This window comes from Caballeronia novacaledonica (assembly GCF_900258035.1).
Taxonomy (GTDB): Bacteria; Pseudomonadota; Gammaproteobacteria; order Burkholderiales; family Burkholderiaceae; genus Caballeronia; species Caballeronia novacaledonica.
On sequence record NZ_OGTP01000018.1, the window covers coordinates 1 to 24,447 of the forward strand.

Sequence of the window (24,447 nt, forward strand, 5' to 3'; positions counted from 1 at the left end):
CGAACAGGACCGTGAAACGACTCCACGCCGATGATAGTGCGGATTCCCGTGTGAAAGTAGGTAATCGTCAGGCTCCTTATGCTTCGAACAAAAACCCCACCCCGCAAAGGTGGGGTTTTTGCGTTGGAGCGGCAAAATCTGGCAGCACGAAGGTCCAAGGAGAAAAGCGGCGACCGCTATCGAGCCAGGAATCGCTCCGCTAAACGCACCCAGTACGACGATCCAACAGACAACAGGTCATCGTTGAAGTCATAGCTGGCGTTGTGCAACATGCACGGCCCGGCACCGTGCCCCTGCTCGCGATGTCCACCATCGCCATTACCCAGGAACGCGTAACATCCGGGTTTTTCGAGGAGCATGAACGAGAAATCTTCCGCACCCATCGTTGGTTCGACGGCAGTGTCGACTTTCTCTTCCCCTACGACTTCCGCCATCACTTCCGCCGCGAAGCGCGTCTCTTCAACTGCGTTGATCGTCGGCGGATACTTTCTGGCGAAGCGCAACTCCACCTCGCAATCGTACGCCGCAGCAGTCGCTTCGACGATTTTGCGCATCCGCTCCTCGATCAGATCGAGCGTCGAAACCGTGAAGGTGCGCACGGTGCCGCCGAGCCAGGCCTGATCGGGTACCACATTCGCCGCTTCCCCGGCATGAATCTGCGTGATGGAAAGCACCGCCGTATCGATCGGCTTCTTGCTTCGCGTGATGATGCTCTGAAGCCCATTCGCAATCTGGACCGCCGTAAAAACCGGATCGTGTCCGTTATGCGGTAAAGCCGCGTGCGAACCGGTTCCGCGCACCGTGATGCGAAACTCGTTGCTGGAAGCCATGATCGGACCTTCGATCACCCCGAAATGTCCGGCGGGCATGCCCGGCCAATTGTGGATGCCGAACACGGCATCGACGGGAAATCGCGTGAAAAGACCATCATCGATCATGGCCTTTGCGCCCGCACCGCCTTCCTCGGCCGGTTGAAAAATGAAAACGACCGTCCCGTCGAACTTGCCGTGCTGAGCCAGATGCTTCGCGGCGCCGAGCAGCATGGCAGTGTGACCATCGTGACCGCAGGCATGCATGCGGCCATTGTTCGTCGACCGATGTTCGAACGTATTGAGTTCCTGAATCGGCAGTGCATCCATATCCGCGCGCAGTCCGATGGATGCGCCGCCGCCGCCACGCTTCAGCACGCCGACGACGCCCGTCTTGCCCAGTCCCCGATGCACTTCGATTCCCCAACGTTCGAGGCTCTCGGCCACCAGTTTTGCGGTGCCCACCTCTTCATAGCGCAATTCGGGATGGGCATGGATCGTTCGTCGGAGCGTTTTGATTTCATCGTGCGATGCTTCGATTTCCGGGATCAGATTCATTTGAACTGCTCTCACGTTTGAATTCGGATTGCGCGAATTGCATGCGCTAGTCGTTCCATTCTACGCCGCCACTATTTGCGGCACCGGACGGTCGATCGCATAGCGACCGTAATAGAATTCCATCATCTGCCGCTTTTTATTCTGATTTACCGGACTTTTCGATGAACGCTCCAGCCGAGTTCGCCCGAGCCGTATGCCCGCACGATTGCCCCGATACCTGCGCGATGCGCGTAACGGTCGAAGACGGTAGAGCGGTCAAGATCAGCGGCGATCCCGATCATCCGCCGACGCAAGGCGTCCTCTGCACGAAGGTCACGCGGTACGCCGAGCGCACGCATCACAAGGATCGTCTTTTGACTCCGCTGCGGCGAACCGGCAAGAAGGGCGAGGGCCGCTTCGAGCCGATCGGCTGGGACGAAGCGTTGAAACTCGCTGCTGAACGCCTGACGCCGATCGCCCGGCGTGCGCCCGAATCCATCGTGCCGTACAGCTACGCGGGAACGATGGGTCTCGTTCAGGGCGAAAGCATCGCCGCGCGATTTTTCAACGTACTGGGTGCGTCGCGCCTGGAGCGTACGATTTGCGCCGCCGCGGGCGCGGCCGGTCTGCGCTACACGTACGGCGCGAGCCTCGGCATGCATGCGGAGTTCTACGAAGAAAGCGAGGTCATTCTGATCTGGGGCGCCAACCCGATCGCGTCGAGCCTGCATTTCTGGACGCGCGCGCAGGAAGCCAAGCGACGCGGCGCCAGGCTGATCGCGATCGATCCGTACAAGTCGCTCACAGCGGAAAAGTGCCATCAGCACATCGCGCTGCGCCCGGGCACCGATGCCGCGCTGGCGCTCGGCATGATCGACGTCTTGATCCGCGAAAACTTCATCGACGACGAATATGTGAGCGCCCATACGATAGGCTTCGAAGAACTCGCGGCGCGCGCGTCGCAGTATCCGCCTTCACGCGTTGCGCAGATTTGTGGCATCGAGGAAAACGTCGTCGTTGAACTCGCTCGCGCGTTCGGATCGACCAAGAAGGCCGCGATCCGGCTCAACTACGGCATGCAGCGCGTGCGCGGTGGCGGCAACGCGGTTCGTGCGATCGCCTGCTTGCCCTCGTTGACAGGCGCGTGGCGCGAACGCGCCGGAGGCTTGCTGCTCTCGTCGTCGGGATGGACGCCAACCGACGGCAGCGCGCTCGAACGCCCCGATTTGCTTCCCGGCTGGCCTTCGAAAATGCCGCGTGCCATCAACATGAACGCGATCGGCGACGCGCTGCTGCATCCTGGCGACGCGCAGTTCGGGCCAAAGATCGAAGCGCTGATCGTCTACAACTCGAATCCTGTCGCGGTCGCGCCCGATTCGGCGAAGGTCGAGGCGGGCTTCGCGCGCGAGGATTTGTTCACGATCGTGCTCGAACACTTTCAGACCGACACCGCCGATTACGCCGACCTGATTTTCCCCGCGACGACCCAACTCGAGCATCTGGACGTCCACAAGTCGTACGGACACACCTACGTGATGGCGAATCTGCCGGCGATTCGACCCGTCGGTGAGGCGCGTCCGAATACGGAGATATTCCGGGGCCTCGCGCGTGCCATGAACCTCACCGAACCGGCGCTGTTCGAGACCGACGAGCAGATCGCCTCGAAGGCCTTCCGCTGGGACGACAAGACGCTCGAAGGCCAGAGCTGGGACAAACTGAAGGCGTCCGGCTGGCTGAAGCTGGACATCGCCGAGGCTCCACTGGCTGACGGCGCGTTCCGCACGCCATCCGGGAAATGTGAGTTCTACAGCGAGCGCCTGAAGCGCGAGGGCCTCGATCCGCTGCCGGATTATCTGCCTCCGTACGAGTCCGCGGACGGCTCGCCGGAACTGGCCACGCGTTATCCGCTCGCGATGATCTCGCCGCCCGCCCGCAATTTCCTGAACAGCAGCTTCGTGAATATCGAGAGTCTGCGCGCGTCGGAACGCGAACCTCATCTCGATATTCATCCTGCCGATGCCGAAGCGCGAGGCATCGCCGATGGCGCGCTGGTACGCATTTTCAACGATCGCGGTTCGATGCAGGCCCGCGCTCGCGTGACGGACCGCGCGCGAGAGGGCGTCGTCGTCGGCTTGTCGATCTGGTGGAAGAAGCTGTCGCCGGATGGCTGCAACGCGAATCAGGTGACGAGTCAGGCGCTGACCGACCTCGGAGGCTCGGCGACGTTTTACGACTGCCTCGTCGAAGTGGAGCAGATGGATCGATGTGCATGACACGAGCAGACTCGAACGGGTCTGGTGTATGGCGTCTAACCCAGTTGTCGGAGGCTTGCCGAAAAGCTAGGATTTCGCTTTCGCACGACCATTCTAAAATCATATAAAGGAGACGCCGAATGGAGAAACCCTGGCTTAAGTCTTACCCGGCCGGCGTGCCTGCGTCCATCGATGCCTCCGTGTATCGGTCGGTTTCCGAGTTGCTCGAGGACAGTTTCCGCAAGAATCGGGATCGTCGCGCGTTCGTGTGCATGGGTCAGTCGATCACGTACACCGAGCTCGACGCCATGTCGAGAAAGCTGGCCGCGTGGTTCCAGAAGCGGGGCATGAAGCCTGGCGCACGCGTCGCGCTGATGATGCCGAACGTCCTGCAGTATCCCGTTGCGATCGCGGCGGTGCTGCGCGCGGGCTACATCGTCGTGAACGTCAATCCGCTTTACACGCCGCGCGAGCTTGAGCATCAGCTCAAGGACAGCGGCGCGGAAGCGATCGTCATTCTGGAGAACTTCGCCGGCACGCTTCAGGCCGTCATCAAGAACACCGCCATCAAACATGTGGTCGTCGCGTCGATGGGCGATCTCATGGGCTTGAAGGGGCTGCTGGTCAACTTCGTCGTGCGTCGCGTGAAAAAGATGGTGCCCGAGTGGAGCCTGCCGGGAAGCATCCGTTTCAACGATGCGCTCGACCAGGGCGGCCGCATCACGCTCCAGCCCGTCACCCAAACCCCCGACGACGTCGCGTTCCTGCAGTACACGGGCGGCACGACGGGCGTCGCGAAGGGCGCGACGCTCACGCATCGCAATATCATCGCGAATACGCTGCAATCCGAAGTCTGGCTCGATCCGGCTCGCAAAAGCCGCCCCGACATCGATCCGTTCGTTTGCGTGGTCGCGCTGCCGCTTTATCACATCTTCGCGTTGACGGTGTGCGGGATGCTGACCATCCGGACCGGCGGCCTCGGCGTGCTGATTCCGAATCCGCGCGACATCGCCGGGACCATCAAGGAATTGAAGGGCGTTTCCATCAACACGTTCCCGGCGGTCAACACGCTCTACAACGCGTTGCTGAATCATCCCGATTTCGGCAAGCTCGACTTCTCCAAGCTCATCGCGGCGAACGGCGGCGGCATGGCGGTTCAGGAAGCCGTCGCCAAGCGCTGGTTCGCCGCGACCGGCGTGCCGATCATCGAGGGTTATGGATTGTCGGAGACTTCGCCCTGCGTGACCTGCAATCCGGTGACCGCCACTGAATATACGGGCACGATCGGCTTGCCGCTTCCGTCGACGGAAGTCTCCATTCGCGACGACGACAACCGGGAAGTGCCGCTCGGCCAACCCGGCGAAATCTGCATTCGCGGGCCGCAAGTGATGGCGGGCTACTGGAACCGTCCCGACGAAACGGCGAAGGTGATGACTCACGACGGCTTCTTTCGCTCGGGCGACGTCGGCGTGCTGGACGAGCGCGGCTATGTGAAGATCGTCGATCGCAAGAAGGACATGATTCTCGTGTCGGGCTTCAACGTGTATCCGAACGAAATCGAGGATGTCGTCGCGATGTTGCCGGGCGTGTTCGAAGTCGCCGCCGTCGGAGTCAAGGATCAGGCATCCGGCGAGGCGGTGAAGCTCTTCATCGTGCGCAAGGATCTGAGCCTGACGGAAGCCGACGTCATCGCTTACTGCAAGGAGAGGCTCACCGGCTACAAGCGCCCGCGCACGATCGAATTCCGCAATGAGTTGCCGAAGAGCAATGTCGGCAAGATCCTGCGACGCGAATTGCGCGACGGCCGCGCGTAGCGTTCGCATCGCCTGGCGTGAAAAAGCCATCGTGTCGTGAGACGCGATGGCTTTTTTGTCGAGCGCACGCGACGCCCGCGCTGAAACGAAAAAAAGGCGCCCGAAGGCGCCTTTCAGTGGATACCGCTTTGTTACGACCTTATTAGAACTTGTGACGGATACCGACAACAGCGGCAACCTGGTTCGACGTCGACGACGGCGACAGGCCGTTGATGTTCGCGACGGCTGCGCGGTTCGTCGAGTCCGTGCCGGTTGCGTGCTGGTACACGCCGTCGACGTACACGTCGGTGCGCTTGGACAGGAAGTAGTCCACGCCGAGCATACCTTGGTGGTACTTGGCGTCGCCCAGACCGTAGCCCTTCGTGTAGTCATACGCCACGCCCAGCAGGAGAGCCGGGGTCAGCTGATACTTGAAGTTGATTTCGGCGTTGTGGAACTTGCCCGTACCGCCGGTGAAGCCGCCCGTCGGCGTCAGGCCGGTGCCCGGCTCCGAACCGAGATCCTTGAACTGCGTGTTGCTATACGTTGCGCCGATGGTCGCCGCGCCGAACGTGTAAGCACCGCCAGCCGAGATCACTTGCTGCGTCTTCGCCGAAGCGTAGCCGTTGATCACGCGGCTCGAGCCGAAGTTCGAGGTCGAGCCAGGGGTCGTCGTCGGCGTCTTCGAGCTCGCGTTGTTGCCGAAGAACGAGTAGTTCGGATCCTTGACGTTCAAGTAGCCCGCGCCCAATTGCAGGGGGCCTTGCGAGTAGCCGAGGCCAACCGACCAGATCTGGTTGCGGTTGAACTGGCCAGCCTGGCCGCCGAGGCTATACAAGCCGCCGAAGGTGAAGCCGGCGTAGTTCGCGCTCGTGAACTTGATCGCGTTGTTCACGCGATTCGAGTTGTTCATGTTGTCCAGGTCGCCCGGGTGTGCGCCGAAGTACGACGCCCACTGGCTACCGACTTCGAATGCGCCGGTGTAGTCAACCACGGAGTCGTACTGGCGACCCAGGGTGACCGTGCCGAATTGCGCCGTCGACAGACCGACATATGCCTGACGGCCGAACATGTCGCCGCCTTGGCCCAGTTGACCGTTGAACACGTTGAAGCCGTTTTCCAACACGAAGATGGCCTTCAGACCGCCACCGAGGTCTTCCGTGCCGCGCAGGCCCCAACGGCTACCCTGCAGGTTGCCGCTGTTCATTGCATACAGCTTCTGGCCGTTGCTGTTGTTGTTGTAGGCGAAGCCTGCGTCGATGATGCCGTACAGCGTCACGCTGCTCTGCGCATGTGCGGCGCCTGCGAATGCGCCCAATGCGGCGAGAGCGAGAAGCGACTTTTTCATTGAATAGATCTCCAGGGAGTGTTTGCGACTTTTTGGCAAGGTCACTGTTCTAGCGCCAGTGTGTTGACGGTCCCTGCCGGGCTTCTAAATGAAGTTGAGTCGTAATGTAACAAAGAGACTTTGGCCGACAAAGGAAAAGGGCGTGATCCGCCGGACGAATGTGACATTTATGCAACACGCGCTAAAATGTTGGTTTTGCAGGATTTTTGCGACTCGTGTTTGCCCTAATTACCAAAATCGGTGCTTGGGCAAGGGCGATTTCGGTGCAATCGCAGGGGGGGCGAAGCGGGCATTTCACGGGCTTTCGTCGGACCGGGATTGCCAAGTCCGCGCAGCCTCGCCGCCCGTCGATGTGTGCGCTAAAATCCGCGTTTTCGTCCGCATGCTGGCTCAGCCGTTGGTCGAAATATCCAATCAGCCCACGGACCATGAAGGAGGTGACAACATGACGCTCGATGAAGTCATCAGCGAGTTCGACCGAGGCTTGCGCTCCATGACCGGCGTGAGTCGCATGTCGCGGCCGATTCCCGAATCGACGATTCCCGGCGCGGACTCGCAAGGCGACATCTTCCCGGAGGAATCGCAACTCACGGAGAAGGAGCGCGCGCATTCTGCTGGCTTGATGCGCGTGAACCATGTCGGCGAAGTCTGCGCGCAGGCGCTTTATCAGGCGCAAAAGCTCGCCACGAATTCACCCGAGCTCAAGGCGAGCTTCGAACGAGCGGCGCGCGAGGAGGAAGATCATCTCGCGTGGACATCGACGCGGCTGAAGGATCTCGAGTCGCGGCCGAGCCTGCTGAACCCGCTCTGGTATGCGGGCGCGCTCGCGATCGGTTTCGTCGCGGGCCGCTTCGGCGATCGCGCGAGCCTCGGCTTCATGGCCGAAACCGAGCGCCAGGTCGAGCAACATCTCGATGGCCACATGAAGACGCTGCCCGCGAACGATCACGCATCGCGCGCGATCGTCGAACAGATGCGTCTCGATGAAAGCGCGCACGCCGCCGCCGCGATCGGCGCGGGTGGGAGCGAAGTGCCGTTTCCCGTTCGCGCACTCATGCGTGCAGCCTCCAAGGTGATGACTCGCACGGCCTATTACATCTAGCGGACTGAACGCCTCGATCGATCGTACGAAAGATCGGCCGAGGCGCCCTCCGCCGGAACCCACCAGCAGACCACTAAACGGCTGAGAGAACCGTTACATTTCCCTCATTTCGCCTGCTCATTTCACGTACTACCTTCACATCCCGCACTAGCTCTCTAATTCATAACGGTTTTCTCTTTCGCCGTCACTTCAAGCTCCCGCGCTAAGTCCTTGTTCTAGCGAATAAAAAGCACTCGAAAAAAAGTTACGCGTCTTGACCGAGGAAATGCGTTCCTCTAAAGTGGGAGACAGTGTGAGAAAGTGGTCTTTTGTGTGATTCAGGAGCCATTTTCGAGCAAAACTGGGGTGGGGCGGGCGTCGGGGTGGGCGGCCGAAACGGGGAGAGGGTGAGTGTTCCAAGGGGCGTCGGCGCTGACGCTCGATGCGAAAGGACGGATGTCGGTTCCGTCGCGCTATCGGGAAGCGCTGCAAGGGCAGGCAGAAGGCCGGGTGACGCTCACGAAGAGCCCGGATGGATGCCTGTTGCTCTTTCCTCGCCCGGAGTGGGAAGTCTTTCGCGCCAAGGTTGCCGCGCTTCCGATGGAAGCCATGTGGTGGCGGCGCATCTTTCTCGGTAATGCAATGGATGTCGAACTCGACAGCGCCGGGCGCGTGCTGGTCTCGCCCGAGCTGCGTGCTGCCGCGTCGCTGGAAAAAGAAGTGACTTTGCTCGGCATGGGCGCGCATTTCGAGCTGTGGGATTCGCAGACTTATGCGGCGAAGGAAGCAGCGGCAATGGCGCAGGGCATGCCCGACGCGCTGAAGAATTTCACTTTCTGACGTGGCGCTGAAGAACATGGCGAAGTCGTCGGGAAACGAGCTGCAGCACCGGACAGTGCTGTTGACAGAAGCGGTGGATGGGCTGATCACGCGCCCGGACGGCATCTATATAGATGGCACGTTCGGACGCGGCGGTCACAGTCGGGCGATCTTGCAGCGGTTGGCGGAAGCGGGGCAGCTCATCGCCTTCGACAAGGATCCTCTTGCAATCGCCACGGCGCAACAGATTCAAGACTCACGTTTTTCGATCGTGCACGACAGCTTCGCGGCGTTGCGCGACGCGGCGAAGGAGCGTGGGATCGGGCGGGTGTCGGGCGTGTTGCTGGACCTTGGCGTGTCGTCGCCGCAGGTGGACGACCCGGAGCGCGGCTTCAGCTTCCGCGCAGCAGGTCCGCTCGACATGAGGATGGATCCGACTCGCGGCGAGTCGGCGGCCGAGTGGCTCGCACGGGCCACGGTGCAGGAAATCACGGAGGTCATCAGAGATTATGGGGAAGAACGGTTTGCTTTTCAGATTGCAAAGGCGCTTGTTGCTCGCCGGGCAGAGTCCGACCGTCTTGGGCCTCTCGACAGCACGAGCGAGCTTGCCGAAATCGTGGGTCACGTCGTCAAAACCCGTGAAAAGGGCAAGGACCCGGCAACTCGCACCTTTCAAGCTATACGGATTCACGTCAATCAAGAGCTTGCGGAGCTGCAGGTAGTACTCGAATCGGCACTGGCACTGTTGGAGCAAGGGGGGCGGCTGGTCGTGATCAGCTTTCATTCACTCGAAGACCGGATCGTCAAGCGGTTCATGCAGGCGCACGCAAGCGCGCCGGCGGTGGACCGTCGCTTGCCGATCCGCGCGGTCGATCTTCCCAGCCCGCCGCTGCGCGTGGTCGGCCGCGTGTTTCCGAGTGACGCCGAAGTCGCCGACAACCCGCGCGCGCGGTCCGCGGTGATGCGTATCGCGGAGCGGATCGCGCCATGAACCGCCTCAATATCTTCCTGCTGATCATCGTGCTCGCGTGCGCGCTGTCGGTCGTCAGCTCCACGAACCAGCAGCGGGAGATATTCATCGACCTGCAGCGGGCGCAGTCGCAGGAGCGCCAGCTTCAGCAGGATTACGCGCAGTTGCAGTATCAGCAGAGCGCGCTTTCGAAAACGTCGCGCATCGAGCAGTTGGCCACTAACTCACTGAAAATGCAGTCCGTGACGACTGGCCGCACGCAATATCTCACCTACGACACGGCCGCCAACAAAGCCGCCGACGCACCCATGCCGCCGCCGCTGCCGGCGTCGGCGCCGCCTGCCCGCGGAGCCAAGCGATGAAAAAATCCGCGAAGCAGAAAGACGTCGCTCATACGCCGAACCCGCTCCTCGCCGTGCGCTTGCCAATGTGGCGCTCGAAGTTCGTCGTTTTCCTGCTCTTCATGGCGTTCGTCGCGCTCGCCGGACGTGCGTTCTGGATTCAGGGTCCGGGCAACGCGTTTTTTAAGAAGCAGGGCGAGAGCCGCTATCAGCGCACGCTCGAAATGCCGGCGACGCGCGGTCAGATCCGCGACCGCAACGGCCTCGTGCTCGCCACGAGCCTGCCGGTGAAGGCCATCTGGGCGATTCCGGAAGCCGTGCCGAACGATCTCGGCGCGGACAAGTTCGCGCAATTGTCCAAACTGCTCGAAATGCCGGAAAAAGAGCTGCGCGCGAAGCTCTCGATGGACAAGACCTTCGTCTATGTGAAACGTCAGGTGCCGCTCGAAGTCGCGCAGAAGGTCGCCGCGCTCGACATTCCCGGCATTTATTCGCGCGGCGAATACAAGCGCTTCTATCCGGAAGGCGAAATCACCGCGCACCTGATCGGCTTTACTAATATTGAAGACAAGGGCCAGGAAGGCGTCGAACTCGGCGACCAGCACGTCCTCGCCGGTACGCCGGGCATGCGCCGCGTCATCAAGGACCGAATGGGCCACATCGTCGAGGACGTCGACGAGCAGGTCGTGCCGCACAATGGCACGGACGTCGAACTCTCGATCGACAGCAAGATTCAGTACATCGCGTACACGAACCTGAAGGCGGCCGTCGAGAAGTCGAAGGCGAAGGCGGGCGCGGCGATCGTGATCGACGTGAAAACGGGCGAGGTGCTCGCGCTCGTCAACTATCCCACCTACAACCCGAACGACCGCTCGCGCATGACGGGCGAGCAGTTGCGCAACCGCATTCTCACGGACACCTTCGAGCCGGGCTCGATCATGAAGCCGTTCACCGTTTCGCTCGCGCTCGATCTGCATCGGGTGACGCCGAACACGCTCGTGGAAACGGGCGGCGGCGTGTTCGTGCTCGACGGCGCGCGCATCACGGACGATTCCGGATTCGGCACGCTCACGGTCGGCGGCGTGATTCAGAAGTCGAGCAATATCGGCGCGACCAAAATTGCGATGCAATTGCGCCCTGAAGAAATGTGGAACATGTACACGAGCATCGGGCTCGGTCAGGCGCCGAAGGTCGGTTTTCCGGGCGCCGTGACGGGGCGCCTGCGGCCGTGGAAGAGCTGGCGGCGCATCGAGCAGGCGACGATGTCGTACGGATACGGCTTGTCGGCGTCGCTGTTCCAGCTTGCGCGCGCGTACACGGCGATCGCCAATGACGGCACCATTTTGCCGGTCTCGATTTTCCGCACACCCGGCGACCAGCCGCCGGTCGGTCAGCAGGTCTTCGCGCCGACGACCGCGCGTCAGGTGCGCGCGATGCTCGAAACCGTGACGGCGAAGGGCGGCACGTCGCCGGATGCGGCCGTGCCGGGTTATCGCGTCGGCGGCAAGTCGGGCACGGCGTACAAGCACGGCGGGCACGGCTACGATCATTCGAAGTACCGTGCATCGTTCGTCGGCATGGCGCCGATGCCGAATCCGCGCATCGTGGTGGCGGTGTCGGTCGACGAGCCGACGGTCGGCAGCCACTTCGGCGGCCAGGTGTCGGGTCCGGTGTTCTCGGGCATCGTCGGCGATACGCTGCGCGCGCTCAACGTGCCGCCCGACATGCCGGTCAAGCAAATGGTCGTCACGGACGATTCGAATTCCGCCACGCAGCCGCCCGCCCAGCAGCCGGCGAACAGAAACAACGCGAACACCGCGAAGAAAGTCGCGGTGTCGAGCAATATGAAGACGCACCCGGGAGTCGTGCGATGAGCGCGCAAGCCCGACAGAGCAAGATGCAAAAGGACGTATCACATGCCGTTCAATGGCTGCGCGAACACGTGCAGCCCGAGGCGCAATTGCACGCCGACACGCGCTCGCTGAAAAGCGGCGACGTGTTTCTCGCCTATGCCGTCGACGGCGCGGACAACCGCCCGTATCTCGACGCCGCGCTCGCCGCGCGCGCGGCTGCGGCGCTCTATCAGCCGGAGAAGTTCGCGGGCAAGCCCGACGCATCGAAGACGCTCGCCGTGAAGGCGCTGAACGAGCTCGCGGGCCCGATCGCGTCCGCGTGGTACGGCGAGCCCACGGCGTCGATGTTGACCGTCGGCGTGACGGGCACGAACGGGAAGACCTCGTGCAGCCAGTGGATCGCCACGGCGTTGACGGCGCTCGGCCGTCCGTGCGCGATCGTCGGCACGCTCGGCATCGGCATGCCGGGCAAGCTCGCGCATAGCGGCTTCACCACGCCCGACGCGCCGCAGTTGCAGCGCAATCTCGCGCAACTGAAAGCACAAGGCGCGGAAGGTGTGGCGATGGAAGTGTCGTCGCATGCGCTGCATCAGGGCCGCGTGAATGGCGTCGATTTCGACGTCGCCATTTTCACGAATCTCACGCAGGATCATCTCGATTATCACGTCACATTCGACGCCTACGAAGCCGCGAAAGCGCGTCTGTTCGCGTGGCCGTCGCTGAAGACGGCAATCGTCAATCGCGACGATGCGGCGGGCCAGCGGCTGATCGAATCGCTGCGCGGCAAAGTGCGCACGATTGCCTACGGCGTCGAAATGCCCGCCGATGCCACGCCGAGCGCCGACGCGATGCTGCTCGCGACGCAAGTCCGCGCAACGGCCACGGGCACCGCGTTTCATTTGTCGTCCGACTGGGGCGAAGCCGATATCGAAGTCAGTACGCTCGGCACGTTCAACGTGAGCAATCTGCTTTCCGTGCTCGGCGTGCTACTCGAAGTCGGCGTGCCGTTCGATTCCGCCATCGCGCGTATCGAAAAGCTCGAATCCGTCAACGGCCGCATGGAGCGGCTCGGCGGACGCGTTCAGACCGATGAACCGCTCGTCGTGATCGACTACGCGCACACGCCCGACGCACTCGACAAAACTCTCAGCGCGCTGCGGCCGATCGCGCAGGCGCGCGGCGGCGAGCTCGTCTGCATGTTCGGCTGTGGCGGCGATCGCGACGCGACCAAGCGTCCGCTGATGGGCGAAATCGCGGAACGCCTCGCGGATCAGGTCGTCATCACGAGCGACAACCCGCGCAGCGAAGATCCGCAAGCCATCATCGACCAGATCGCGGCCGGCATGACCGACGCCGCCAAGGCGCGCCGTATCGAAGACCGCGCGAGCGCGATTCTGCAGGCGATCCGCTCGGCGGCGCGCGAGGATGTCGTCGTACTCGCCGGAAAAGGGCACGAAGCCACGCAGGAAATCATGGGCAAGAAACGCGCTTTCTCGGATCAGGATCACGCGCGGCTCGCACTTGCCGCACGCGCCACGCAACAGCGCGGAGGTGGCGAATGACGATGTTCACTTTGCGCGAAGCCGCCGCGATGATTCCCGGCGCCGTCCTGAAGGGCGATGAAAACGTGGCCATCGAACGCGTCGTCACGGACAGCCGCGGCGTTCAGGCCGGTGACCTGTTCGTCGCGGTGCGGGGCGATCGCTTCGACGCGCATGATTTCCTCGATCAGGTGGCGAAGAGCGGTGCGGCTGCGGCGCTCGTGTCGCGCGAGCCGGGCAATGTCGATGCCTGGCCGCTTCCTGTCATCAAGGTAAAGGACACGCGCGCGGCGCTCGGTGCGCTGGCGCACGGCTGGCGCAAGCGCTTCACGATGCCGCTCGTCGCCGTGACGGGCAGCAACGGCAAGACGACCGTGAAGGAGATGATCGCGTCGATTTTCACGGCTGCGGTCGGCGAGCAATCGCGTCTTGCGACCGCTGGCAACTTCAACAACGACATCGGCTTGCCGCTCACGTTGTTCCGTCTGAACGCGTCGCACAAGCTCGCGGTGGTCGAGCTCGGCATGAATCACCCGGGCGAAACGGAAGTGCTCGGCAAGATGGCCGCGCCGGATGTCGCTGTCGTCAACAACGCGCAGCGCGAGCACCAGGAGTTCATGGCGACCGTCGAAGCGGTCGCGCTCGAACATGCATCGGTGATTCACGCGCTCGGAGAAACCGGCACCGCCGTTTTCCCCGCCGACGACCAATACGCCGTCTTCTGGCGCACGGCCGCGACGGGCAACGCGATCATCGACTTTGCGCTGACGGACGACGCGTCGAAAGCCGCCGTCACCGGCACGCTCGAAGGCACGACGGTGCGCATGCAGACGCCGCAAGGCGCGCTCGACGTCTCCTTGAACGTGCTCGGCGAACACAACGCGCGCAACGCGATGGCCGCAACCGCAGCCGCGCTCGCCGCAGGCGTCTCGCTCGACGCGATCAGGCGCGGCCTCGAATCGTTCCAGCCGGTGAAGGGCCGCCTGCAAGTGAAGCGCGCGGTTCTCGGCGCGCTCGCGGGCGCGACCGTCATCGACGACACGTACAACTCGAATCCCGATTCGATGCGCGCCGCGATCGACGTGCTCGCATCGCAGCCAACGCCTCGCGTGCTCGTGATGGGCGACATGGGCGAAGTCGGCGAGGAAGGCCCGGCGTTTCATCGGGAAGTGGGCGCGTATGCGGCAGAGCGCGGCATCGACGCGCTCTTCGCGCTCGGTGGCGCCAGCGTCGATTCGGTGAACGCATTCAACGCTCAAGCATCGAAGCAGACCGCCAGACATTTCAGCGACATCGCCGAAATGATCGCGGCGCTCGAAAGCGCAGGGTACGGCAGCAATGCGACGTATCTCGCGAAAGGCTCGCGCTTCATGAAGATGGAGCGCGTGGTGGACGCCTTGACGACGCCACAACAACCCGCCGCGGGCAATGCGCCCGCGACACATTGATTCACTGAAAGAGAAGGACCCGTATGCTACTCGCACTCGCGCAATGGCTTCAGAATGACGCCAGCTTCATGCGCGTGTTTACCTACATCACGTTCCGCGCCGTGGGAGCCACGGCGACGGCGCTTTTGATCGGCCTCGTTTGCGGCCCGTGGGTCATTCGCAAGCTGACCGCGCTCAAGGTCGGCCAGGCCGTGCGCAAAGACGGCCCGCAAACGCACCTCGTCAAGTCCGGCACGCCGACGATGGGCGGCGTGCTGATTCTCATCGGCATCGCGGTGTCGACGCTGCTCTGGGCCGATCTCACGAACCGCTTCGTGTGGATCGTGATGCTCGTCACCTTCGGCTACGGCGTGATCGGCTGGGTGGATGACTATCGCAAGGTTGTGCACAAGGATCCGCGCGGCATGTCCTCGCGCGAAAAGTATTTCTGGCAATCGGTGATCGGCATTTTTGCGGCCGTGTATCTCGCGTTCAGCGTCTCGGAGGCGAACAACGCGCGCGTGTTCGATCTCTTCATGGCGTGGGTTCGCAGCGGCCTCTCGATGGGCCTGCCCGCGCGCGCCGACCTGATGCTGCCGTTCGTCAAGGCGATCAGCTATCCGCTGGGCGTGTGGGGCTTTATCGCGCTGACGTACTTCGTGATCGTCGGCGCGAGCAACGCCGTGAATCTCACCGACGGCCTCGACGGTCTCGTCATCATGCCCGTCGTGCTCGTGGGCGCGTCGCTCGGCGCGTTCGCCTACGTGATGGGCAGCTCGGTCTACTCGAAATATCTGTTGTTCCCGCACATTCCCGGCGCGGGCGAACTTCTGATCTTTTGTTCCGCAATGGGCGGCGCGGGTCTCGCGTTTCTCTGGTACAACGCGCACCCCGCGCAAGTCTTCATGGGCGATGTCGGCGCCCTCGCGCTCGGCGGCGCGCTCGGCACGGTCGCGGTGATCGTCCGTCAGGAGATCGTGCTCTTCATCATGGGCGGGATCTTCGTCGCGGAAACGCTTTCCGTGATGCTGCAGGTCTTCTGGTTCAAGTTCACGAAGCGCCGCTACGGCGAAGGCCGGCGCTTCTTCAAGATGGCGCCGCTGCATCACCACTACGAACTGTCCGGCTGGACCGAAACGCAAGTGGTCGTGCGTTTCTGGATCATCACGTTGATGCTGTGTCTGTTCGGTTTGTCGACGCTCAAGTTGCGTTGATTTTTTTGGATTTCGCGGTTTCAGGTCTTTGGGAAAGGTAAAGCGATGTTTGGCGAGAAGTTTGTCGGTCGGCAAAGTCCGATGGTGCTCGTGCTGGGACTCGGTGAATCCGGTCTGGCGATGGCGCGCTGGTGCGCCAGGCACGGTTGCCGCCTGAAGATCGCCGACACGCGCGAAACGCCGCCGAATCTTTCCGAGCTCGCGATCCACAAGATCGATGCGGACTTCATCGGCGGCGCGTTCACGCCCGCATTGCTCGATGGCGGCATCGAACTCGTCGCGATCAGCCCGGGGCTTTCGCCGCTCGCGCCGGATCTCGCGCCGTTGATCGCCGCGGCGAACGAACGCGGCATTCCCGTGTGGGGCGAACTCGAACTCTTCGCGCAGGCGCTCGGCGGACTGCGCGAAAACGGTTACGCGCCGAAGGTCGTCGCGATCACCGGCACGAACGGCAAGACCACGACCACCGCGCTCACCGGCTTGTTGTGCGAACGCGCGGGCAAGTCGGTCGCGGTCGCGGGCAACATCAGCCCGTCGATGCTCGACAAGCTCACCGAGGCCATCGATCAAACCGCGCTCCCGGATGTCTGGGTGCTCGAACTGTCGAGCTTCCAGTTGGAAACCGCGCATACCTTCGCCCCGGATGCGGCCGCGGTGCTCAATATCACGCAGGATCATCTCGACTGGCACGGCGGCCTCGACGCCTATGCCGCCGCGAAAGGCCGCATCTTCGGTTTGCGCACGACGCGCGTGCTGAACCGTGACGACGTGCGCACGATGGCGCTCGCGAAAAACATCGCGCAGGACCGCGTCGTGACGTTCGGGCTGAACGAGCCGTGTCATGTCGGCGATTACGGTTTGCTGCGCGAAAACGGCGTGGCGTGGCTGAGCATCGGCATCGATCGCGACGCCGCCGACGAACCCGCGCCGTCGCGTCGACGCAAGCAGGAAGTCAGCGAACCGAACGTCGTTTCGAAGCGGCTGATGCCTGTTGACGCGCTGCGTATTCGCGGCCTTCACAACGCGGCGAACGCGCTCGCGGCGCTCGCGCTCGCGCGTGCGATCGATCTGCCGCTCGCCGCGCTGTTGCACGGCCTGCGCGAATATCGCGGCGAGCCGCATCGCGTGGAAGTGATCGCGCAGATCGACGGCGTCGATTACGTCGATGACAGCAAGGGCACCAACGTCGGCGCAACGGTCGCGGCGCTCGATGGCCTCGCGCAACGCATCGTGCTGATCGCCGGCGGCGACGGCAAGGGCCAGGACTTTTCGCCGCTCGAAGCGCCCGTCGCACGCTGGGCGCGCGCGGTCATGCTGATCGGCCGCGACGCGCCGCGCATCCGCGAAACGCTCGTATCGACGGGCGTCGTGCTCGAAGATCACGCCACGCTCGAAGCCGCGACGAACGCCGCCGCGCGCATCGCGGAAGCCGGCGACGCCGTGCTGCTTTCGCCCGCGTGCGCGAGCCTCGACATGTTCAAAAACTACGCACACCGCGCCGACGTGTTTCGCGGCGCGGTCGAAGAAATCGCCGCCGCGCGGGGAGTGATGCTATGAGCTGGTCGGACCGCTTCGGATCGAAACTCACGGGCCAGCGCAGCGCGATGCCGAGCGACTCGCTCGCGGGCCGCTCGAACGCCGGTACGCGTGGCGGCATTTCGAGCGCGGTGAACGGCGTGCGCCCCGCGCGCTCGCGCATGCTCGACTACGACTATTCGCTGCTGTGGGTGATGATCGCGCTGCTCGGTCTGGGCATCGTGATGGTGTACTCGGCGTCGATCGCGATGCCCGATTCGCCGAAGTACGCGAGCTACCGCGACTATCACTTCCTCGTGCGCCACCTGATCTCGATCACGACGGCGCTCGTCGGCGCGATCATCGCGTTCAAGATTCCGGTCAAGACGTGGGAGAAGTACGCGCCGAAGCTGTTCCTCTTCGCGCTGGTGCTGCTCGTCATCGTGCTGATTCCGCACGTCGGCAAGGGCGTGAACGGCGCGCGCCGCTGGATTCCGCTCGGCATCACGAACATGCAGCCGTCGGAGATCATGAAGCTCGCGGTGACGATCTACGCCGCGAACTACACCGTGCGCAAACAGGAATTCATGCACAGCTTCGGCAAGGGCTTTCTGCCGATGGCGGTCGCGGTCGGCGCGGTCGGCGCGTTGCTGCTGCTCGAACCCGATATGGGCGCGTTCATGGTGATCGCGGCCATCGCGATGGGCGTGCTGTTCCTCGGCGGCGTCAACGGCAAGCTGTTCGGCGGGCTGGTGGCGACGGCGGTCGGCACGTTCACGCTGCTCGTGTGGGCATCGCCGTGGCGTCGCGAGCGGATCTTCGCTTACCTCGATCCGTGGGACGACCGTTACGCGCAAGGCAAGGCCTATCAGTTGACGCACTCGCTGATCGCGTTCGGACGCGGCGAGTGGTTCGGCGTCGGGCTTGGCGGCAGCGTCGAAAAGCTCAACTACCTGCCGGAAGCGCATACCGACTTCATTCTCGCGGTGATCGGCGAGGAGCTCGGTTTCGTCGGCGTGATCTGCGTGATCCTGCTGTTCTACTGGATCGTGCGCCGCGCGTTCGAGATCGGCCGTCAGGCGCTCGCGCTCGATCGCACGTTCGCCGGTCTGATGGCGAAGGGCGTCGGCATCTGGTTCGGCGCGCAGACGTTCATCAACATGGGCGTGAATCTCGGCCTGCTGCCGACCAAGGGTCTCACGCTGCCGCTCGTCAGCTACGGCGGCTCGGGCATTCTGCTGAACTGCGTCGCACTGGCTGTCTTGCTGCGCGTGGATTACGAAAACCGGGTGCTCATGCGCGGAGGAAAAGTATGACCGCGCAACGCGACCGCACCTTGATGGTGATGGCGGGCGGCACCGGGGGCCACGTGTTCCCGGGGCTCGCGGTCGCGCACTGGATGCAGGCGCACGGCTGGCGCGTGGTGTGGCTCGGCAACGCGAACGGCATGGAAGCGACGCTCGTGCCGAAACACGGCATTCCGATGGAATACGTGCGCTTCGGCGGCGTGCGCGGAAAGGGCATCAGGACGAAGCTGATGTTGCCGGTCAATCTGCTGCGCGCGTGCTCGCAGAGCCTCGCCGCGCTGCGTCGCGTGAAGCCGGACGTCGTGCTCGGCATGGGCGGCTACATCACGTTTCCGGCGGGCATCATGACGAAGCTCGCGGGCTGCCCGCTCGTGCTGCACGAACAGAATTCGATCGCCGGACTCGCGAACAAGGTGCTCGCGCATCTCGCGAAGCGTGTGCTCGTCGCGTTCCCCAATGCTCTGCCGAATGCCGAATGGACCGGCAATCCGATCCGTGCGGAACTAACGAGCGCGTTGCCACCCAAAGTACGCTACGCCGCGCGTTCCGGACGCCTGAACGTGCTCGTCGTCGGCGGCAGTCTGGGCGCGGCCGCATTGAACGAAACGGTGCCGAAGGCGCTCGCGATGCTTTCGCCGGACGAGCGTCCGCGCATCGTTCATCAGGCGGGCGCGAAGCATATCGAAGCATTGGAGGCAAACTACGCGGCGGCGGGTCTCACGCGCGGCGAAGACCTGCAACTCGTGCCGTTCATCGAAGACATGGCGGGCGCGTACGCATCGGCGGATCTCGTCATCTGCCGCTCGGGCGCGATGACGGTCTCGGAGATCGCGGCGGTCGGCGTGGCTGCGCTCTTCGTGCCGTTCCCGTTCGCCGTCGACGATCACCAGACGACCAACGGCGCCTTTCTCGCGAAGAACGGCGCGGCTGAACTGATACAACAACGCGATTTGTCGGCGCAAAAGCTCGCCGAATGGCTACGCGCACAGACGCGCGCATCGCTCGAGCAAATGGCCGAGCGTTCGCGCGCACTCGCGAAACCGGACGCGACCGAAAAGGTCGCGAGCATATGCGCCGACGTGGCCGGCGCGCGTGTGAACGCGCAAGCTCGGGAGGCACATTAAATGAAACATATCGTCAAGCATATTCACTTCGTCGGGATCGGCGGCGCAGGCATGAGCGGCATCGCCGAGGTGCTGCTCAACCTCGGCTATCACGTGAGCGGTTCGGACCTCTCGAACAACGCCGTGACCGAGCGGCTGCGGGCGCTCGGCGCGCGCGTCGAGATCGGCCATGACGAGCAGAACATCGAAGGCGCGAATGCGGTCGTCGTATCGACGGCTGTGCGTTCCGACAATCCCGAAGTGCTCGCGGCGCGTCATCGCCGCGTGCCCATCGTGCCCCGCGCCGTCATGCTCGCGGAGCTGATGCGCCTGAAGCAGGGCATCGCGATCGCCGGCACGCACGGCAAGACCACGACGACTTCGCTCGTCGCGAGCGTGCTTGCCGCGGGCGGACTCGATCCGACCTTCGTGATCGGCGGGCGCCTGAACAGCGCGGGCGCGAACGCGCGTCTCGGCACGGGCGATTTCATCGTCGCGGAAGCCGACGAATCCGACGCATCGTTCCTGAATCTTTTCCCGGTGATCGAAGTCATCACGAACATCGACGCCGATCACATGGACACCTACGGCCACGACTTCGCGCGGCTCAAGCAGGCGTTCATCGAGTTCACGCATCGGCTGCCGTTCTATGGCATCGCGGTGCTGTGCGTCGACGATCCGAACGTGCGCGAAATCCTGCCGTTCGTGTCGAAGCCGATCATCCGCTACGGCCTGGGCGCCGAGGCGCAAGTGCGCGCGGTGAACGTCGAGGCGCGCGACGGCCGCATGCATTTCACGACGCTGCGCGAAGACGCGCCGTCGCTCGACATCGTGCTGAACCTGCCGGGCACGCACAACGTGCAGAACGCGCTCGCGGCAATTGCAATCGCGACTGAACTCGAAGTCGCAGATGCCGATATCCAGCGTGCGCTCGCCGAATTCAACGGCGTGGGCCGGCGCTTCCAGCGTTACGGCGAAGTGAACGCGAGCAGCGGCGAAGGCGCGTACACGCTGATCGACGACTACGGTCATCACCCGGTCGAAATGGCGGCGACGATCGCGGCGGCGCGCGGCGCGTTTCCGGATCGCCGTCTCGTGCTCGCGTTCCAGCCGCATCGCTATACGCGCACGCGCGACTGCTTCGAGGATTTCGTGAGAGTGCTGTCCACCGTCGATGCGCTCGTGCTCACCGACGTCTACGCGGCAGGCGAAGCGCCCATCGTCGCGGCGGACGGCCGTGCGCTGGCACGCGCGATTCGCGTGGCGGGCAAGGTGGAGCCGGTGTTCGTCGAGACGATCGACGAAGTGCCCGACGCGGTCACGACCCTCGCGCGCAACGGCGACGTGGTGATCACGATGGGCGCGGGTTCCATCGGCGGCGTGTGCGGAAAGCTGGCCAACGTGGCAAATGGCCAGTCACAGTAAGAGCGGTATCAAGAACATGAGCAACCAGGTGAATCAAATCGATCCAAAAGCCTTCGGCAAAGTCGCGGTGCTGCTCGGTGGAAACTCCGCCGAGCGCGAGGTTTCGCTCAATTCCGGGCGCCTCGTGCTCGAAGGTCTGCGTGACGCAGGCATCGACGCACATCCGTTCGATCCGGCCCGGCATCCGCTTTCGGATCTGAAGGCCGAGGGCTTCGTGCGCGCGTTCATCGCGCTGCATGGCGGCTACGGCGAAAACGGACAACTGCAAGGCGCGTTGGACTTCTACGGCATTCGTTACACGGGCAGCGGCGTGCTCGGTTCGGCGCTCGGCATGGACAAACTGCGCACGAAGCTCGTGTGGCAGCAGACCGGCATTCCGACGCCGCCGTTCGAAACCGTCTTTCGCGGCGAAGACTACGCGGCGCGCGCGCAGGACATCATCGCGAAACTCGGGCTGCCGCTGTTCGTGAAGCCGGCGAGCGAAGGATCGAGCGTCGCGGTCATCAAGGTGAAGAGCGCGGAAACGCTCGTGCCCGCGCTCGCCGAAGCGGCGAACTTCGACAAGATCGTGATCGTCGAGAAAAGTATCGAGGGCGGCGGCGAATTCACGTGCTGCATCGCGGGCGATCTCGACTTGCCGGTCATCAAGATCGTGCCGGCGGGCGAGTTCTACGACTATCACGCGAAGTACGTCGCCGACGACACGCAGTACCTGATTCCGTGCGGCCTGACCGACGCCGAAGAAACGCGCATGAAGCAACTGACCAAGCGCGCGTTCGAAATCCTCGGCTGCACCGACTGGGGCCGCGCCGACTTCATGCTCGACTCGGACGGCAACCCGTATTTCCTCGAAGTGAACACGGCGCCCGGCATGACCGATCACTCGCTGCCGCCGAAGGCCGCGCGCGCGGTCGGCATCAGCTACAAGGATCTCGTCGTGAAGGTGCTGTCGCTCACGCTGAAGAATTAGGTCGATCACACACACGACACGAACAAGCGAAACCATGTGGAACAACGTTCGCCAACTTAACCTCGCCGCCAATGCGCTGCACGTCGTGCTCGTGCTGCTGCTTCTGGGCGCCGCGGGTTACTGGGCGATCCAGCGTCCCGAGTTTCGCCTGCACGAGATTCAGATCGACGGAGACACGGCGCACGTCAGTTCGCCGGTCGTGCGCGCGAGCGTGGTCGGTCATCTGAAGGGCAACTTTTTCACCGTCGATCTCGATGCGGCGCGCGCCGCGTTCGAGCAGGTGCCGTGGGTGCGCCACGCGAGCGTGCGGCGCGTGTGGCCGAATGCGCTCGCGGTGACGCTGGAGGAATACAAGCCGCTCGGCACGTGGGGCAACGATCAACTGGTGAGCGTCGACGGCGATCTCTTCACGGCGAATCAGGGCGAACTCGACGACGATCTGCCCGCGTTCGACGGCCCCGAGGGCACGGCGAAGGAAGTGGTCGCGCGGTATCACGATTTCGAGAAGTGGTTCGCGCCGCTGGACGCGAAGCCGGAGGAAGTGACGTTGTCGCCGCGCTTCGCGTGGACGGTCAAGCTCTCGAACGGCACGCAGATCGAACTCGGCCGCGAGCGCAATCAGGACACGCTGAGCGATCGTTGCAAGCGTTTTGTCGCATCGTGGACGTCCGTCACGGGACGATGGGGGAAAGACATCGAATATGCGGATTTGCGGTACCCGAACGGCTTCGCCATACGAGCCGCGAACATGCGCTTCATCAACGACACCGACAAGGCCAAGAAGTAAGCAGACATCACGGGCATGAGCACGCTATGAGCAAAGACTACAAAGACCTGCTGGTTTCCCTCGACATCGGAACGTCGAAGGTGGTCGCGATCGTCGCCGAACTGAAGGGCGAAGGCCACTACGAGGTGATCGGACTCGGTCAGAGCGACTCGAAGGGGTTGAAGAAGGGCGTCGTGGTTAATATCGAGGCCACGGTGCAATCCATCCAGCGCGCGCTCGAAGAAGCCGAGCTGATGGCCGATTGCAAGATCACGAACGTATTCACCGGCATCGCCGGAAGCCATATCCGCAGCTTCAATTCGAGCGGCATGGTCGCGATCAAGGACAAGGAAGTCACGCAGGCGGACGTCGCCCGCGTGATCGAGACGGCCAAGGCGATCAACATTCCTACCGATCAGCAGGTGCTGCACATCCTGACGCAGGAATTCATCATCGACGGCCAGGAAGACGTGCGCGAGCCGATCGGCATGAGCGGCATCCGCCTCGAAGTGAAGGTGCACATCGTGACGGGCGCGGTGAGCGCGGCGCAGAACATCGTGAAGTGCGTGCGCCGCTGCGGGCTCGAAGTGAACGACCTGATTCTGCAGCCGCTCGCGTCGTCGCTCGCGGTGCTGACCGAGGACGAGAAGGAACTCGGCGTGGTGCTCGTCGATATCGGCGGCGGCACGACCGATATCGCCATCTTCAGCGAAGGCGCGATCCGTCATACGGCCGTGATTCCGATCGCCGGCGACCAGATCACGAGCGACGTCGCGATGGCGCTGCGCACGCCGACGCCCGACGCGGAAGACATCAAGGTGAGCTACGGCATCGCGAAGCAGGCGCTCGCCGATCCGGACGAAATGATCGAAGTGCCGGGCCTGGGCGAGCGCGGTCCGCGCACGCTGTCGCGTCAGGCGCTGGCGGCGGTCGTGGAACCGCGCGTCGAAGAGCTGTTCTCGCTGGTGCAGCAGGTCGTGCGCGAGTCGGGCTACGAAGAGCTGCTGTCGAGCGGCGTCGTGCTGACCGGCGGCGCGGCGATGATGCCCGGCATGGTCGAGCTCGGCGAAGACATCTTCCTGAAGCCGGTGCGCATCGGCGTGCCGGAATACGCGGGCGGTCTCGCCGACGTGGTGCGCAATCCGCGCTATTCCACGGCAATGGGCCTGCTCGCCGAAGGACGCTCGCAACGCATGCGCGGCCGCAAGGTCGCGGTGCAGAACGGTTCGATGGGACAAGTGTTCTCGCGGATGAAGGACTGGTTCCTCGGGAACTTCTAAACAACAAGCAACAAAAAGAATTACGCGCTGGTACCGGCGGCTGGCGCGCGACGAAAGGTTGCCCGATCTTTCGCCGAATAACGCCGATCTTCATTC

At 63.3% G+C, this 24,447-nt stretch carries 19 protein-coding genes; 17 read left to right on the forward strand and 2 right to left on the reverse strand.

Going from position 1 to position 24,447, the window contains the following annotated elements; genetic code table 11:
- Positions 1–176: 176 nt before the first annotated feature.
- Complete coding sequence (locus NOV72_RS22400; RefSeq protein ID WP_106856760.1) at positions 177–1,367, reverse strand: M20 aminoacylase family protein; 1,191 nt, start codon at positions 1,365–1,367, stop codon at positions 177–179.
- Between the two features lie 161 nt (positions 1,368–1,528).
- Between NOV72_RS22400 and NOV72_RS22405 the strand changes: the two genes are divergently transcribed.
- Positions 1,529–3,619: a molybdopterin-containing oxidoreductase family protein gene (locus NOV72_RS22405; RefSeq protein WP_106856761.1), complete on the forward strand. Its 2,091-nt coding sequence runs from the start codon at positions 1,529–1,531 to the stop codon at positions 3,617–3,619.
- Between the two features lie 119 nt (positions 3,620–3,738).
- The gene (locus NOV72_RS22410) at positions 3,739–5,412 is read left to right on the forward strand and encodes a long-chain fatty acid--CoA ligase (protein WP_106856762.1); all 1,674 of its coding nucleotides are present in this window, start codon (positions 3,739–3,741) and stop codon (positions 5,410–5,412) included.
- A 142-nt stretch (positions 5,413–5,554) separates the two neighbouring features.
- Here NOV72_RS22410 and NOV72_RS22415 read toward each other — a convergent pair whose 3' ends face one another.
- The gene (locus NOV72_RS22415) at positions 5,555–6,739 is read right to left on the reverse strand and encodes a porin (protein ID WP_106856763.1); all 1,185 of its coding nucleotides are present in this window, start codon (positions 6,737–6,739) and stop codon (positions 5,555–5,557) included.
- A 445-nt stretch (positions 6,740–7,184) separates the two neighbouring features.
- On the opposite strand from NOV72_RS22415, the gene coq7 reads away from it, so the two are divergent.
- The 15 genes from coq7 to ftsA all read left to right on the forward strand — a co-directional run bounded on the left by coq7 (position 7,185) and on the right by ftsA (position 24,351).
- Positions 7,185–7,841, forward strand: coding sequence for a 2-polyprenyl-3-methyl-6-methoxy-1,4-benzoquinone monooxygenase (coq7, locus tag NOV72_RS22420; RefSeq protein WP_106856764.1), 657 nt, complete (start codon positions 7,185–7,187; stop codon positions 7,839–7,841).
- 390 nt (positions 7,842–8,231) lie between these two features.
- Positions 8,232–8,660, forward strand: coding sequence for a division/cell wall cluster transcriptional repressor MraZ (mraZ, locus tag NOV72_RS22425; protein WP_035510172.1), 429 nt, complete (start codon positions 8,232–8,234; stop codon positions 8,658–8,660).
- 16 nt (positions 8,661–8,676) lie between these two features.
- Complete coding sequence (gene rsmH, locus NOV72_RS22430) at positions 8,677–9,630, forward strand: 16S rRNA (cytosine(1402)-N(4))-methyltransferase RsmH (protein ID WP_106856875.1); 954 nt, start codon at positions 8,677–8,679, stop codon at positions 9,628–9,630.
- Positions 9,627–9,971: a cell division protein FtsL gene (gene ftsL / locus NOV72_RS22435; RefSeq protein ID WP_106856765.1), complete on the forward strand. Its 345-nt coding sequence runs from the start codon at positions 9,627–9,629 to the stop codon at positions 9,969–9,971. The genes rsmH and ftsL overlap by 4 nt, the downstream gene beginning before the upstream one ends.
- Positions 9,968–11,824, forward strand: a complete 1,857-nt coding sequence (locus NOV72_RS22440; protein ID WP_106856766.1) for a peptidoglycan D,D-transpeptidase FtsI family protein — start codon at positions 9,968–9,970, stop codon at positions 11,822–11,824. The genes ftsL and NOV72_RS22440 overlap by 4 nt, the downstream gene beginning before the upstream one ends.
- Positions 11,821–13,365: a UDP-N-acetylmuramoyl-L-alanyl-D-glutamate--2,6-diaminopimelate ligase gene (locus NOV72_RS22445; RefSeq protein WP_106856767.1), complete on the forward strand. Its 1,545-nt coding sequence runs from the start codon at positions 11,821–11,823 to the stop codon at positions 13,363–13,365. The genes NOV72_RS22440 and NOV72_RS22445 overlap by 4 nt, the downstream gene beginning before the upstream one ends.
- Positions 13,362–14,792: a UDP-N-acetylmuramoyl-tripeptide--D-alanyl-D-alanine ligase gene (locus NOV72_RS22450; protein WP_106856768.1), complete on the forward strand. Its 1,431-nt coding sequence runs from the start codon at positions 13,362–13,364 to the stop codon at positions 14,790–14,792. Before NOV72_RS22445 ends, NOV72_RS22450 begins: the two co-directional genes overlap by 4 nt.
- Before the next feature lie 23 nt (positions 14,793–14,815).
- Complete coding sequence (mraY, locus tag NOV72_RS22455; RefSeq protein ID WP_106856769.1) at positions 14,816–15,985, forward strand: phospho-N-acetylmuramoyl-pentapeptide-transferase; 1,170 nt, start codon at positions 14,816–14,818, stop codon at positions 15,983–15,985.
- A gap of 45 nt (positions 15,986–16,030) precedes the next feature.
- Positions 16,031–17,542, forward strand: coding sequence for a UDP-N-acetylmuramoyl-L-alanine--D-glutamate ligase (gene murD, locus NOV72_RS22460; RefSeq protein WP_106856770.1), 1,512 nt, complete (start codon positions 16,031–16,033; stop codon positions 17,540–17,542).
- A gap of 47 nt (positions 17,543–17,589) precedes the next feature.
- Entirely contained in the window at positions 17,590–18,816 is a 1,227-nt protein-coding gene (gene ftsW, locus NOV72_RS22465; RefSeq protein ID WP_425428757.1) for a putative lipid II flippase FtsW, read from the forward strand.
- Positions 18,813–19,931 (forward strand): undecaprenyldiphospho-muramoylpentapeptide beta-N-acetylglucosaminyltransferase, encoded by a 1,119-nt coding sequence (gene murG / locus NOV72_RS22470; protein ID WP_106856772.1) that lies wholly within the window; start codon positions 18,813–18,815, stop codon positions 19,929–19,931. Before ftsW ends, murG begins: the two co-directional genes overlap by 4 nt.
- Entirely contained in the window at positions 19,932–21,335 is a 1,404-nt protein-coding gene (gene murC, locus NOV72_RS22475) for a UDP-N-acetylmuramate--L-alanine ligase (RefSeq protein ID WP_106856773.1), read from the forward strand.
- A gap of 28 nt (positions 21,336–21,363) precedes the next feature.
- Complete coding sequence (locus NOV72_RS22480; RefSeq protein ID WP_106856876.1) at positions 21,364–22,305, forward strand: D-alanine--D-alanine ligase; 942 nt, start codon at positions 21,364–21,366, stop codon at positions 22,303–22,305.
- 34 nt (positions 22,306–22,339) lie between these two features.
- Positions 22,340–23,092 (forward strand): cell division protein FtsQ/DivIB, encoded by a 753-nt coding sequence (locus tag NOV72_RS22485; RefSeq protein ID WP_106856774.1) that lies wholly within the window; start codon positions 22,340–22,342, stop codon positions 23,090–23,092.
- Between the two features lie 26 nt (positions 23,093–23,118).
- Complete coding sequence (gene ftsA, locus NOV72_RS22490; RefSeq protein ID WP_008342980.1) at positions 23,119–24,351, forward strand: cell division protein FtsA; 1,233 nt, start codon at positions 23,119–23,121, stop codon at positions 24,349–24,351.
- Positions 24,352–24,447: the final 96 nt, after the last annotated feature.

Bases quoted from the DNA above. Each gene is read 5' to 3' on its own strand.
- NOV72_RS22400 (WP_106856760.1), bottom strand. From the start codon at position 1,367: ATGAATCTGATCCCGGAAATCGAAGCATCGCACGATGAAATCAAAACG.
- NOV72_RS22405 (WP_106856761.1), top strand. From the start codon at position 1,529: ATGAACGCTCCAGCCGAGTTCGCCCGAGCCGTATGCCCGCACGATTGC.
- NOV72_RS22410 (WP_106856762.1), top strand. From the start codon at position 3,739: ATGGAGAAACCCTGGCTTAAGTCTTACCCGGCCGGCGTGCCTGCGTCC.
- NOV72_RS22415 (WP_106856763.1), bottom strand. From the start codon at position 6,739: ATGAAAAAGTCGCTTCTCGCTCTCGCCGCATTGGGCGCATTCGCAGGC.
- coq7 (WP_106856764.1), top strand. From the start codon at position 7,185: ATGACGCTCGATGAAGTCATCAGCGAGTTCGACCGAGGCTTGCGCTCC.
- rsmH (WP_106856875.1), top strand. From the start codon at position 8,677: ATGGCGAAGTCGTCGGGAAACGAGCTGCAGCACCGGACAGTGCTGTTG.
- ftsL (WP_106856765.1), top strand. From the start codon at position 9,627: ATGAACCGCCTCAATATCTTCCTGCTGATCATCGTGCTCGCGTGCGCG.
- NOV72_RS22440 (WP_106856766.1), top strand. From the start codon at position 9,968: ATGAAAAAATCCGCGAAGCAGAAAGACGTCGCTCATACGCCGAACCCG.
- NOV72_RS22445 (WP_106856767.1), top strand. From the start codon at position 11,821: ATGAGCGCGCAAGCCCGACAGAGCAAGATGCAAAAGGACGTATCACAT.
- NOV72_RS22450 (WP_106856768.1), top strand. From the start codon at position 13,362: ATGACGATGTTCACTTTGCGCGAAGCCGCCGCGATGATTCCCGGCGCC.
- mraY (WP_106856769.1), top strand. From the start codon at position 14,816: ATGCTACTCGCACTCGCGCAATGGCTTCAGAATGACGCCAGCTTCATG.
- murD (WP_106856770.1), top strand. From the start codon at position 16,031: ATGTTTGGCGAGAAGTTTGTCGGTCGGCAAAGTCCGATGGTGCTCGTG.
- ftsW (WP_425428757.1), top strand. From the start codon at position 17,590: ATGCCGAGCGACTCGCTCGCGGGCCGCTCGAACGCCGGTACGCGTGGC.
- murG (WP_106856772.1), top strand. From the start codon at position 18,813: ATGACCGCGCAACGCGACCGCACCTTGATGGTGATGGCGGGCGGCACC.
- murC (WP_106856773.1), top strand. From the start codon at position 19,932: ATGAAACATATCGTCAAGCATATTCACTTCGTCGGGATCGGCGGCGCA.
- NOV72_RS22485 (WP_106856774.1), top strand. From the start codon at position 22,340: ATGTGGAACAACGTTCGCCAACTTAACCTCGCCGCCAATGCGCTGCAC.
- ftsA (WP_008342980.1), top strand. From the start codon at position 23,119: ATGAGCAAAGACTACAAAGACCTGCTGGTTTCCCTCGACATCGGAACG.